The organism is Allobosea sp. Root381, assembly GCF_001429395.1.
Taxonomy (GTDB): domain Bacteria; phylum Pseudomonadota; class Alphaproteobacteria; order Rhizobiales; family Beijerinckiaceae; genus Allobosea.
In genome coordinates this window covers 1-13,664 of record NZ_LMJT01000004.1, presented here as the reverse complement: position 1 = coordinate 13,664, position 13,664 = coordinate 1, and the positions used below count along the sequence as shown (strand labels likewise).

The 13,664-nt window shown below is 67.3% G+C and carries 7 protein-coding genes; 5 read left to right on the top strand and 2 right to left on the bottom strand.

Annotation, left to right across the window (positions count from 1 at the left end):
* The first annotated feature begins 99 nt into the window (after positions 1-99).
* The 3 genes from ASE63_RS05465 to gatA all read left to right on the top strand — a co-directional run bounded on the left by ASE63_RS05465 (position 100) and on the right by gatA (position 2,784).
* Positions 100-798: a metal-dependent hydrolase gene (locus tag ASE63_RS05465; protein ID WP_056797767.1), complete on the top strand. Its 699-nt coding sequence runs from the start codon at positions 100-102 to the stop codon at positions 796-798.
* 93 nt (positions 799-891) lie between these two features.
* Entirely contained in the window at positions 892-1,179 is a 288-nt protein-coding gene (gatC, locus tag ASE63_RS05460; RefSeq protein ID WP_056797764.1) for an Asp-tRNA(Asn)/Glu-tRNA(Gln) amidotransferase subunit GatC, read from the top strand.
* 90 nt (positions 1,180-1,269) lie between these two features.
* Positions 1,270-2,784, top strand: coding sequence for an Asp-tRNA(Asn)/Glu-tRNA(Gln) amidotransferase subunit GatA (gene gatA, locus ASE63_RS05455; RefSeq protein WP_056797763.1), 1,515 nt, complete (start codon positions 1,270-1,272; stop codon positions 2,782-2,784).
* Positions 2,785-2,903: 119 nt separating this feature from the next.
* Here gatA and ASE63_RS05450 read toward each other — a convergent pair whose 3' ends face one another.
* Both ASE63_RS05450 and ASE63_RS05445 read right to left on the bottom strand, forming a co-directional pair.
* Entirely contained in the window at positions 2,904-4,265 is a 1,362-nt protein-coding gene (locus tag ASE63_RS05450) for an HlyD family type I secretion periplasmic adaptor subunit (RefSeq protein ID WP_082609688.1), read from the bottom strand.
* Entirely contained in the window at positions 4,252-5,994 is a 1,743-nt protein-coding gene (locus tag ASE63_RS05445) for a type I secretion system permease/ATPase (protein WP_056797760.1), read from the bottom strand. Before ASE63_RS05445 ends, ASE63_RS05450 begins: the two co-directional genes overlap by 14 nt.
* Positions 5,995-6,388: 394 nt before the next feature.
* Between ASE63_RS05445 and ASE63_RS05440 the strand changes: the two genes are divergently transcribed.
* Positions 6,389-10,135 carry a hypothetical protein gene (locus ASE63_RS05440; protein WP_056797759.1) on the top strand — a complete coding sequence of 1,249 codons (3,747 nt, stop codon included), beginning with the start codon at positions 6,389-6,391 and terminating at the stop codon, positions 10,133-10,135.
* 2,837 nt (positions 10,136-12,972) lie between these two features.
* On the top strand, positions 12,973-13,664 hold a 692-nt coding region (locus tag ASE63_RS05430; protein ID WP_210169308.1), incomplete at both ends, for a cadherin-like domain-containing protein.

Here is a 13,664-nt window from a genome sequence, read left to right as displayed (position 1 = left end):
TGCGACTAGCCTGCATCCAGGCGGCGGCATTGTCGACTTGGTCGACCCGTGGGAACGGCCTAGACAGGAGCTCGCATCTCGAGAGTCCGGAGCCTCCGCATGAAACTCACCTGGTACGGCCATTCCGCCTTCCGCGCCGAGATCGACGGTGCCGTCGTTCTGATCGACCCGTTCTTTACCGGCAACCCGGTCTTCGAGGGCGACATCGCGGCGATCTCGACGGGCGTGACCCACATCATCGTGACCCACGGCCATGGCGACCATGTCGGTGATACCCTCGCCATTGCCGAATCGAGCGGCGCGGCGGTGATCACCAATTACGACCTCGCCATGCACCTCGCCTCGAAGGGTCTGAAGAGCTTCCAGCCGATGAATACCGGCGGCACCGTCGACCTCGGCCCCTTCAGCGTCACGCTGGTCCGCGCCGACCATTCTGCCGGGATGGGCGAGGGCGGTGTCAACGTGCCCGTCGGTAGCGCCAATGGAGCGATCATCAAGGCGAAGGGGGCGAAGACGCTCTGGCACATGGGCGACACCGATATCTTCTCGGACATGGAGCTGCTCAGCGAGATCCATGGCGTCGAAGCCTGCATCTGCCCGATCGGCGATCGCTTCACCATGGGTGGCAAGGTCGCCGCGCTCGCCATGACCCGCTTCGTCAAGCCGAAGGTCGCGATTCCCTGCCATTTCGGCACCTTCCCGATCATCGACCAGAATGCCGACGCCTTCGTCGCCGGGTTGAAGGGCAGTGCGATCGAAGCGATTTTGCCCAGGAAGGGCGAGGCTTTCGCGATCTGAGGCGGCCCGCCAATCCTTGCGAGCGGTCGATCCGCACCTTATAGCCCTGATCTCGTCTGGCGCTCTGCGCCGCCCCCCTTTCAGGAGTCCGCCATGTCGGTCGATCTCGCCACCGTCAAACGCGTCGCGCATCTGGCGCGCATCGCCGTGCCGGAGGGGGACCTGCCGAAGCTGCAAGGCGAGATCAACGCAATCCTCGGCTTCGTCGAGCAGCTCAACGAGGTCGATGTCTCCGGTGTCGAGCCGCTGACCTCGGTGATGCCGATGGCGATGAAGCAGCGCGAGGACGTCGTGACCGACGGCGAGATCGCTGCGAAGATCGTCGCCAACGCGCCGGCCTCCGAGGACGACTATTTCATGGTGCCGAAGGTGATCGAATGAGCGGCCGTTAGCCGCTCATTCGATCATCCCCGGACATGCGGAGCATGGGCCGGGGATCTCCATCCGCATGCAGAACGGAATTTTCCGCCCGTGACCGATCTCACCCGCCTGACCCTGACCGAAGCCCGCGACGGGCTGAAGGCCAAGACCTTCTCCGCCACGGAGCTCACCACGGCGCATATCGCAGCCGTCGAGAAGGCTCGCGCGCTCAACGCCTATGTTCTGGAGACCCCCGAGCACGCGCTGAAGCAGGCGGCGGCTTCCGACGAGAAGCTGGCGAAGGGCGAGGGTGGCGCGCTCGAAGGCCTGCCGCTCGGCATCAAGGACCTGTTCGCGACCAAGGGCGTGCGCACCACGGCCTGCTCGAACATCCTCGGCAATTTCGTGCCCCCTTACGAGTCCACGGTCTCGTCGCAGCTGTGGCGCGACGGTGCCGTCATGCTCGGCAAGCTCAACAATGACGAATTCGCCATGGGCTCGTCGAACGAGACCTCGGCTTTCGGCAATGTCGTGAACCCGTGGCGCCGTAAGGGCTCCAATGTCTCGGCCGGGCAGGGCGGCGCCGTCGAGGGCAACCACCTCGTGCCGGGCGGCTCTTCGGGCGGCTCGGCTGCGGCTGTCGCCGCCGATCTCTGCCTCGCCGCGACCGCGACCGATACCGGCGGCTCGATCCGCCAGCCCGCAGCCTTCACCGGCACGGTCGGCATCAAGCCGACCTATGGCCGCTGCTCGCGCTGGGGCGTCGTCGCCTTCGCCTCATCGCTCGACCAGGCCGGGCCGATAGGCAAGAGCGTTCGCGACTGCGCCGTGATGCTTGGCTCCATGGCCGGGCACGACCCGAAGGACACGACCTCGGTCGACATCGCCGTGCCGGACTACGAGAAGTCCATCGGCCGCTCGGTCAAGGGCATGAAGATCGGCATCCCGAAGGAATACCGCCTCGACGGGCTCAACGATGAGATCGACGCGCTCTGGCAGAAGGGCATCGACTGGCTGAAGGCTGCCGGCGCCGAGATCGTCGAGATCTCGCTGCCGCATACGAAATACGCCCTGCCGGCCTATTACATCGTCGCGCCCGCCGAAGCGTCCTCGAACCTCGCCCGCTATGACGGCGTGCGCTATGGCCTGCGCGAGCAGGGCAAGGACATCGTCGAGATGTACGAGAAGACCCGCGCCGCCGGCTTCGGCGCCGAGGTCAAGCGCCGCATCATGATCGGCACCTATGTGCTTTCGGCAGGCTATTACGACGCCTATTACGTCCGCGCTCAGAAGGTCCGCACCCTGATCAAGCGCGATTTCGACCAGGCCTATGCTGCCGGCATCGACGCCGTCCTGACGCCCGCAACGCCATCCGCGGCCTTCGGAATCGGAGAGAAGGGCTCTGCCGATCCCGTCGAGATGTATCTCAACGACATCTTCACCGTGACGGTGAACATGGCCGGCCTTCCCGGCATCGCCGTTCCTGCAGGTCTCGATGCGCAGGGCCTGCCGCTCGGCCTCCAGCTGATCGGGCGGCCCTTCGACGAGGAGACGCTGTTCTCGCTCGGCCAGATCATCGAGGATGCGGCCGGTCGTTTCCCGGTTGCAGAGCGCTGGTGGGGCTGAGCGGGTAGCCGCTGCTCAACGCATCCTCCGAACGGATTCGATTCCAGTCCTTCCCGTCACCGCCGTGCGGGTTTGCACAGCGGTGACGGGAAGACGTTTCACGCGATCGGCAGACGCCCTCAATGGCGGAAGCTGCGGGTGATCTGGTCCTGGAAGGGCTTGGCCAGATAGGCGAAGGCGGTACGCGTCCCTGTCTGGATGAAGGTCTCGACCGGCATGCCCGGCAGCAGGGTCTTGCCGCCGAGGCGGTCCGTTTCCGTGCGGTCGAGCGCCACGCGCACCGTGTAGAACGAGGCACCGGTCTGCTGGTCCGTGCTGGCGTCGGCCGAGACATGGATCAGCCGCCCCTTGAGGTCCGGCGTCGTGGCGCTGTCGAAGGCCGGGAAGCGCAGCATCGCCGGCTGGTCGACATGCAGGCGGTCGATCATCGTCGGCTCCACCCGTGCCTCGACCACCAACCCGTCGGTCTCGGGCACGATCAGCATGATCTGCTCGGCCGGGCCGATCACGCCGCCGATGGTGTGCACGATCTGCTGGTGGACGAGCCCGTCCTGTGGCGCGCGCATCTCGATCCGGTCGAGCTGGTCGCGGGCCGCGACGCGGCGCTCGGTAAGATCGGCGATCTTGCCGTCCACGTCGCGCAGCTCCGTCGTGACCTCGCGGCGCAGATCCTCGTCGATCTGGACGATCTGCAGCTCGACCTCGGCGATACGGCCCTTCACCCGGGCGGTGTCCGAGGTCAGGCTGCCGCGCTCGCCGACGAGGCGGGAGGCCTCGCGCTGCAGCGCCGTCAGCCGCGAGAGCGCGACCAGGCTCTGGTCGTAGAGCTTCTGCACGCCGTCGAGTTCCTGGCCGATCAGCTTGGCCTGGACCTGCCGTGCCTCGATCTGCGCGGCGAGGCCCTTGATCTCCTCATGCGACTGCGCGATCCGCTCGCGGAACTGCGAGCGCTGCACCTCGGCCGCAGCGCGGCGGGTGCGGAACAACCGCGTCTCGGCCCCAATGGCCTGCACGACGGCGGGGTCTTCGCTACGGTCGCGCAGGGCAGCTGGCATTTCGAGCTCGGCCTCGCCGTCGCGCTCGGCCTCGAGCCGTGCCTTGCGCGCCTGGAAGCGCAGGAGCTCGATCTCGATCAGGGCGAGGCTGGCGCGGGCATTGGTCTCGTCGAGGCGTACCAGGACATCGCCCGCCTTGACGCGGTCACCTTCCTTCACCCGGATTTCGGCGACGACGCCGCCGGCCGGATGCTGGATACGCCGGACATTGCTCTCGACCACGACCTTGCCGGAGGCGATCACCGCACCAGAGAGAGGTGCCGTCGCCGCCCAGAGCCCGACGGTGCCGCATAACACGGCCATGGTCGCGACGCCGAACAGCGTGGCGCGGCGGATGTCGCGGCGCGGATTCGGCCGCTTGCCACCTGCATTGGCGCCTGCGAGCGGGAGGCTTCCGCCGGCCTTGTTCTCGTTAACCGCGCGCATCGGCAGCCACCACGATCCTGGAGTTCGAAGGTACCGCCGCGGCATTGCCGGGCTTTGCCGCAAGGCTCTTGCGCAGGACCTCTTCTTTCGGTCCGAAGGTCTGCGCCTGGCCCTCGGCCATGATCAGCACGAGGTCGATTCCAGCCAGCGCCGAGGGGCGATGGGCGATCACAACGACGATGCCGCCGCGGGCGCGTACGCCCGAGATCGCCCCGGTCAGGGCCGCATCGCCATCGGCATCGAGATTGGCGTTGGGCTCGTCGAGCACCACGAGGAAGGGGTCGCGATAGAGCGCGCGGGCCAGGGCGATGCGCTGGCGCTGACCGCCTGAGAGCGTGCCGCCGGCCTCGCCGACCGGCGTTTCGAAGCCCTTCGGCAGGCCGAGGATCAGGTCGTAGGCGCCTGCGGCCTTGGCTGCGCTGCGCACCGCCTCCTCCGTCATCGCCGGGTCGAAGCGCGCGATGTTCTCGGCGACGGTACCGGCGAAGAGCTGCACGTCCTGCGGCATATAGCCGATGACGGCGCCGCGCTGCTCCTCGGGCCATTGCTCGAGCGTGGCGCCGTCGAGGCGCAGGTTGCCGCGTGACACGGGCCAGACACCGACGAGCGCGCGCGCCAGCGAGGACTTGCCCGAGGCGGAGGGGCCGATCACCGCAAGGCCCTGTCCGGCTTCGAGCGTGAAGGCGATGTCCTTGACTGTCGGCGTCGGGCTACCGGGGGGAGCCACCGAGACATGCTCTAGCGTCACGCCGCGCATCGGCAGCTCGGGCGCGACGGCCGGTGCGGCCGGGCCTTCCGCCAGGGCGGTGCGCAGCCGGCCCCAGGCCTGGCGCGCCCCGATGAATGGGCGCCAGCTGCCGATCGCCAGCTCGATCGGCGCGAGAGCCCGGCTGCTGAGCACCGATGCGGCGATCATCACGCCCGAAGAAGCCTGGTCATGCATCACCAGCCAGGCGCCGACGCCGAGCATCGCCGATTGCAGCATGAAGCGGATCACCTTCGATGCACCGCCTATACCATTCGTGATGTCGGCGGCTCCGAGGTTCGCCGCGACATGGCGATCGTTCATCCGCTCGAACATGGCGCCGATGCGCCCGCCCATGCCGAGCGCGGAGACTGCCTCGGCGTTGCGGCGCGAGGCCTCGATCAGCGTGGCGCGCTCCGCCGTGGTGCGGGCGAGCTCGGCGCTCGGCCGCCGCGACATGAATTCGGTCAGCAGCGCCAGCATGATCAGGATCACGCCGCCGGCGACCAGCGTCCAGCCAAGATAGGGGTGGAGGATGAAGCAGAGTGCGCCGTAGAGCGGCATCCAGGGGAGATCGAACAGAGCCGTCGGGCCCAGGCCGGAGAGAAAGCCGCGGACGCTGTCGAGATCGCGCGAGGGCTGCGTGCCGACGGGGGCGCCGCGGAGCTGCCCGGAGATGATCGCGGTCAGCACCGGGCCGCCGAGCCTGCGGTCAAGCTCTGCGCCGATGCGGGTGAGGATGCGCTGGCGCAGCCAGTCGAACACGCCGAGCAGGACGTAGAGCGCCGCCACGATGAGCGAGAGCGCGACCAGTGTCGGAACGCTCCGCGACGGCAGTACGCGGTCATAGACCTGCAGCATGTAGATCGAGCCTGTCAGCATCAGCACGTTCACGACGGCGGAGAACAGGGCCACTGCGAGGAAGGCCGAACGACATGAGGCCAGTGCTTCGCTGGCCGCGTTCTTTTGAGATTTTGGGAGCAAGGGCGTTTCCCCGGGACGCGTACCGAACTGGACAGCACCCGGACGAGCCCCGGCTGCATGCGGGGCGAGCATCCGCGCGCCTGACCCTCCGGGATTTCGGCCCTGGGCCGAGCACTCAGGATGGGCGGCGCGGAGCGATAGGGCCGCGATGTGACAGTGCGGTGAAGCTTGCCAACGACGGCGTGGCGATCTTGCCGATCGCCGCGCTGCCTTAATCTGTAGCCGACGAATAATTTCAGCGTGCTCGGAATGCTAAAATTCTAGTTAGTTAAAAAAACGTAAAATTGTTGTCATTCGCGGCGCGTCATTAGCGCACGCCGAGGCCCGGAACGATCCGTCTCGACCCGCGCCCCGTCTGGGCCGCTGCTACCCGTTTGACTTAGAGGAATATGCTATGGCTCGCCCAGTCGGTTCGGTCAGCTACATCGGCTTCAGCCCTGATGCCGGTGGCAGCGTCACGGTCAGGGTTCTCGAACCCGTCCTCGCGGGCGACGTAATCACCGTCCGGCAGGACGGTGCCGAGTTCGGCGAGGGCAGCGCGACGAGCTGGACCTGGACCGCCGACCGCAACATCGCCGCCGGCGAAACCGTGACTGTGAACGGCCTGGGCACGGGCGGCGGTTCGGCCGGCGCTTCCGGCAATGAGGGCGAGGGGGAGGCCGATGTCGATTCGACCGGCAGCATCGGCAGCTCCAGCGCGGTAAACGGCAGCTCGACCAATCCAAGCCTGATCGACACGACGCTCGACAACACCATCGTCGATCCCGCGATCCATCTCGCGATGCCGGGCGGCATATCGGCTTCCGGTGGTGCGCCGGCCGCGATGGAGATCATTGCCGGCGGTGGCGGTAGCAAGGCCGTCCGCAGCAGCGCGGCGGTCACCAGCGTCTCAACGCCCCCCCAGCTGCCTACGCCGCCGAATTCGGACGGCGCGCCAAATCTCGTTCCCGGCAACGAAGCGGCGACGACGAACCCGTTCGGCGACGGCAATGACAACTTCACCAACAACGACCTGCTGTTCAGCGGCATTTCGATGCTCGGCGGTGACGACACGCTGGTCAATTCCGGCACGATCATCGGCCTTGACGGCATCGCCATCGACATGGGCGACGGCAACGACGCGGTCACCTTGCTCGAAGGCTCGAACATCTATGGCGAGATCCGGCTGGGCGCCGGCGACGATACGCTGACTGCGACCGAGGTCGAGGACGATCTCGTCGTTGACGCCGGCTCAGGCAACGACATCGTACGAACCGGCTCCGGCGACGACCTCGTTCGCGGTGGCGCGGGCGACGACCTGCTCGACGGTGGCGAAGGCGACGACGTCCTGCAGGGCGGCGAGGGCAATGACCGCCTGATCGGCGGCCTCGGCGACGACTTCCTGTTTGGCGGCGCTGGCAACGACACCCTGGTCGGCGGCGAAGGCAACGACCTGCTCGACGGCGGCGAAGGCATCGACACCGCTGATTATTCCGCCGAGACGAGCGGCATCACGGTCGATCTTTCGACCGGCAAGGCGACCGGCGCCGATATCGGCCTCGACACCCTGCAGGGCATCGAGAACGTCATCGGCGGCAGCGGCGACGACGTGCTGATCGGCAATGACCAGGCCAACGTGCTGAATGGCGGCGCCGGCAATGACCGCATCGTCATTGGTGCCGGCGACACCGCGATCGGCGGCGAGGGCGACGACAGCATCGAGGTCAAGGCCGGGGCTGGGGCCGCGGCGATTGTCGACGGCGGCACGGGCTTCGACACGGTCAAGCTGCTCGGCGCGGGCACCGGCTCGCTCGCGGCGGCGACCGGCGTCGAGCGGCTGGAGGTTCAGGCCGGCAGCTGGTCGGTCGCCGGCAGCGCGGTCTATGACGAGATCGTCATCCGCGACGGCGCCACCGTCACGTCCGGCCTGATCATCGACAATGACGACGAGGTCGAGATCGACGCCGGCGGCAAGCTGATCGTCTCGAACAATGCAGTTACCTGGGCCGGCGGCGGCGACGCCGTACTGACCAATGCCGGGCTGATCGAGGTGAATGCCGGCGAGCGCCTGCTTCAGGCCACGGCCGGGGCGGCTGGTTCGCTGACCATCGACAACCTCGCCGGCGGCACGCTGCGCGGCGAAATCGGTCCGAGCCGGGCCGGTGCGGCCGGCGCGACCATCGTCGTCAGCAACGCCGGCGTCATCGAGGCCGATGGCCGCGTCATGGACTTCGACGATTTTGACGACAACGGCGCCAGCGTCACCATCAACAACCAGGCCGGCGGCATCATCCGCCAGCATGGCGAGAACACCGACGTCATCCGCCCGGGGCAGAACGGCACCGTCAATAACTGGGGCACGATCACCTCCGAGACCGGCGCGGTCGCCGGCGGCGACCTGATCGACTTCCAGGAGAACAGCGGCGGCAAGGTCAACAACCATGCCGGCGGCCTGCTGGAAGGCGCCAAACACGCGATCACCGGCAAGAAGACGGTCACCATTGTCAACGACGGCACGATCATCGGCCGCAACGGCTCGGCGGTGAACATCGACAACGATGGCGCCGAGGCCAGCCGCGTCCACATCACCAATAACGGCGTGATGCAGGGCCGATCCGCCGGCCTCGCCGACAGCGACGGCGATGCGATCGACGTCGACGGCCTCGTGACCATCCTGAACACCGGCACGATCGAGGGCCTCGGTGCGAGCGGTTCGAAGGACGGCGAGCCGAACGTGTCCGAAGCCATCGCGGCTGGCGGCGGCACCATCGTCAACGACACCGGGGCGACGATCCGCGGCCATGGCCGCGCCATCCAGGTCGACAATTCCGGCAATGCCGGCGCACCGGGCGCAACCCTGATCGTCAACCGCGGCCTGATCGAGGGCCAGGGCAACGGCCCCGAAAACGTCTCGCCGGAAGAGGCCGCCGGCTTCGACCTGCGCGGTAACGAGGCGATCAACCTGATCGGCGACCATGCCGACGAGGTGATCAACGTCGCCGGCGCCACTATCATCGGTGGCGTCTCGATGGGCGGCGGCAACGACAAGCTCGGCAATTCGGGCCTGATCGAAGCCACCGGCGGCGCGGCCATCGACATGGGTGACGGCGACGACCACCTGAACCTCTATGTCGGTGCGGTCGTCAACGGCAAGATCCTGCTCGGTGCCGGCAACGATCTCGTCACGGCGACCTCGTCGAGCGACTTCGACATCGATGCCGGCGACGGCGACGACCAGATCTATCTCGGCGATGGCGACGACAGCGTCCGCGGCGGGGTCGGCAACGACACCATCTACTCCGGCGCCGGCGACGACTTCATCGACGGCGGCGATGGCGACGACATCCTCTATGGCGAGGCCGGCAACGACACGATCCATGGCGGCGCGGGCAACGACATCATCAGCGGCGGCGCGGGCGACGACACGATCCATGGCGGAGCGGGCAACGACACGATCATCGCCGGGCCGGGCAACGACTACATCGATGGCGGTGACGGTTACGACACGCTCGATCTCTCCGCCGCCAGCGGCGCGATCTATGTCGACATGGCCTCGGGCCGTGTCGCCGGCGCCGGTATCGGCGTCCAGACCTTCGTCAACATCGAGAACCTGGCTTTCGGCGACGGCGACAACGTCGTCACCGGAGGCAATGGCGACGATACCTTCGACGGCGGCGCGGGCGACGACACGCTCAGCGGCGGCGCCGGTGACGACACGCTTTACGGCGGGCTCGGCAACGACACGCTGAAGGGCGGTTCGGGCGACGACCTCCTCGACGGCGGCGAAGGCAACGACGACATCTCGGGCGGCTCTGGCGACGACATCCTGCTCGGTGGCCTCGGCAACGACAAGCTGAGCGGCGGCTCGGGCGACGATGTGCTCGATGGCGGCGCCGGCGATGACATCCTGACCGGTGGCTCCGGCAACGACGTCTTCGTTTTCGCGCCCGGCTTCGGCCGCGACACGATCACGGATTTCGCCGGCGGCCAGGAGGACGTGATCGAGTTCGACAGGGCGATCTTCGCCGATATCGACGCGCTCTTCTCGCATGCGGCCCAGGTCGGAGCGGACGTCGTGATCACGGTTGATGCCGACAACACGCTGACGATTAGCGGCATTCAGCTGAATTCGCTGCACGCCGACGACTTCCGCTTCGTCTGATCGAAACCGTCCCGAGGGCGTCCCCGGACGCCCTCGGGCATCAATGCCGTGCCTATTGGGGCAGGCTGCCCATCAGAGTTATCCGCCTAGGCAAGCTGCGAGGGGCGCGGCTGGCTGGCCCCCCGTTGCGCCCTCCGGAACCATCGTCATGTCCGACATCATCCTGCTCGCGCATCGCGGCACCAATCCCTATGCCGACCATTCCCGCGACGCCTATGTCTGGGCGGTGAATTACGGCGCGGACTTCATCGAGCCGGACCTTTATCTGACCAAGGACGGCGTGCTCGTCGCGAGCCACGACAACCACAACTACCAGAATCTGACCTATGCCGAGGCGAAGGCGATCGAGCCTAACCTCCTGACCTTCGACGAGGTCATCGAGATCGCAAAGACGATGTCGATCGAGACCGGGCGCAAGATCGGCGTCATTCCCGAGACGAAGAGCACCAACTACGCGACCAGCGAAGCCGTCATCAAGGCGCTGGTCGCACATGACTTCACGGATCCCGAACTCGTCACGATCCAGAGCTTCGGCGCCGGCAACCTGAAGGACCTGCACAACACCATCATGCCGCAATATGGCGTCGACATCCCGCTGGCCTATCTGCGCAGCGGCATCGGCAACATCGCCGACACCGTAACCTTCGCGGACATCATCGCGCCTAGCGTCAATTCCTTCTCCGCGGTGGATGTCGCGGCGGCGCATGCGGCCGGCCTCAAGGTCGTGACCTGGACGGTCCTTGGCGCCAAGGCCGACGTCCAGAAATATGTCGACATGGGCGTCGACGCGATCTTCGTCGACGACACCAGGCTCGCCCGCGAAAGCATCGAGGCGATCGCCGGGGTCAAGGCCGTCTTCGGCACGGCGCAGGGGGACGTCGTCACCGGCACCCACGGCGCGGACAAGATCTACGCCATGCAGGGCGACGACATCGCCCGCGCCGGCGCGGGCGACGACGTGGTCTATGGCGATGGCGGCAACGACGTGCTGTTCGGTGGCGCCGGCCATGACGAACTGCATGGCGGTGCAGGCGACGACTTCCTCTCCGGAGGCGAGGGCACCGACACGCTGATCGGCGGCGCCGGCAACGACGTCATCGTCGCGACCGGCGACAGCGTCGTCTTCCGGGTGGGCGACGGGATCGACCTGGTCTCGCTGGACAGCGCCAGCACGCTTCATTTCGAAGGCGACCTTCCCGCCGATCTCGCCGTGATACGCGACGGCAACAACCTGATCATCCGCGCGGGCAGCGATGCGATCGTCCTGCTCGACGGGGTCGATCCGGCGCGTCAGCCGGCTTCGATCACGACCGGCGGCGGGGCGATCTTCACCGGCGCCCAGCTCGCCGCGATCGCGGTCCCCGGCAGCGATGCCGAGGTCGCCGCGCTGCTCCCCAGCCTGCTCGCGACTCTGGCAGGCGCCCCGATGCAGAACTCGGCCCCGGATGCCGTCGACGGAATTGCGACCGGGAGCCGGAACAATGTCATCGACGGACAGCTGGTGGCGACGGATGCCGATGGCGACGCATCGCTGACCTTCGCCCTCGGTCAGGGGCCGGCGCACGGCACGGTCGAGATCGCTGCCGACGGCAGCTATCGCTATACCCCCGCTGCGGGCTTCACCGGCACGGACGCGTTCACCTTTCTCGTCAGAGACGGTGCCGGCGGCACGGGCACGGCGACCCTCTCCCTGACGATCCTCCCGCCCGGCACGACCGGGCCCGAGCTGATCGTCAATGGTGGCTTCGAGGATCTCACCGGAGCCAATGACAGCGCCGCCTGGGGCTATCGCAACACCAGCCCGGCCGGTGTCATCCCGGGCTGGGTCAACGTCGCCGACAACCGGGCCGAGATCCACCGCGACACGGTCGGCGGCGTCGGCCCCGCCGAGGGTGCCTACTGGTTCGACATGGAAGGCGCGAACAACAACGCCAGGCTGGTCCAGACCATCGCCGGCGTAGAGCAGGGCGAGACCTATCGCCTGAAGTTCTCGATCGCCGACACCGACGCCAACCAGGCCAGCGACACCATCAAGGTCTATTGGGGCGGCCAGGTGATCTACACCGGTATCCCGAAGAACAAGTGGCAGGAGATCACGATCGATGTGGTCGGCGGTGCCGGCGATGGCCTGAACAAGCTTGAATTCGAGAGCACCACGGTGAACCCGAACGGCGCCGGCGTAGCGCTCGACAAGGTCTCGATGGTCTGGATCGACGAGAACCCGAACCTGATCGTCAACGGCAGCTTCGAGGACCTGACCGGTTCCTATAACGGCAACTGGAACGGCGACTGGGGCTATCGCAACGACAACGGCGTCATTCCCGGCTGGAAGCAGGTCAATACGTCTGCCGGCGGCCGAGCCGAGCTGCATTTCGACACGCAGAACGGCGTCAGCGCCAAGGACGGCAATGTCTGGTTCGACATGGACGGCAACAGGAACAATGCCAAGCTCGTCCAGACAGTGGCGGGCGTCGAGGACGGTGCCACCTACCGGCTGACCTTCCACATCGCCGATGCCGACGCTAGGACCAGTGATGATGGCGTTCGCGTCTACTGGGGCGGGCAACTCGTCTATGAAGGCGTGCCGGGCAATGTCTGGCAGGCGATCACTGTCGAGGTCGTCGGCGGCTCCGGCGACGGCACCAACGAGCTGATCTTCCAGGGCTCGGAGACCAACCTCAACGGCTACGGCGCCGCTCTCGACGACGTCTCGCTGCGCAAGATCGTCGATGCGCCGCCGCCGAACAGCGCCCCGGTCGCTGCCGACGACACCGGGATCGAGGCGGCCTATGGTGCGGCGCTGACGATCCTGGCGAGCACGCTGCTCGCCAACGACNCCGCCGAACAGCGCCCCGGTCGCTGCCGACGACACCGGGATCGAGGCGGCCTATGGTGCGGCGCTGACGATCCTGGCGAGCACGCTGCTCGCCAACGACGCGGACGCCGATGGCGACAGCCTGACGATCCAGTCCGTCACCGCCGTCAGCGGCGGCACGGTGGCGCTTGATGCCGACGGCAACATCGTCTTCACCCCGGCCGAGGGTTTCTCGGGCGAGGCGTCGTTCTCATACGAGATCTCCGACGGCAAGGGCGGCACCGCGACCGGAAGCGTCGCCATCACCGTCGCCCCGCAGCTGCCGGCCGGCACCCCCGGTGATGACGAGATCGCCGGCACGGCCGGCGACGACGTGATCCTCGCCGGCGCCGGCGACGATCTCGTGCTGGCGGGGGCCGGCAACGACATTGTCGAGGGCGGCGAAGGCGACGACGAGCTCCACGGCGAGGCCGGCGACGACCTGCTCGAGGGCGGTGCCGGTGACGACGCGCTGTTCGGCGGCGCGGGCGACGACGTGCTCAAGGGTGGCGTCGGCGACGACCTGCTCGATGGCGGCGACGGCGTGGACACGGCCGATTATTCCGACGACACGGCCGGCGTCACCGTCGACCTGTCGGCCGGCACGGCCTCGGGCGACGAGGCCGGCGACGACGAGCTCATCTCGATCGAGAACGTCATCGGCGGCGCCGGCAA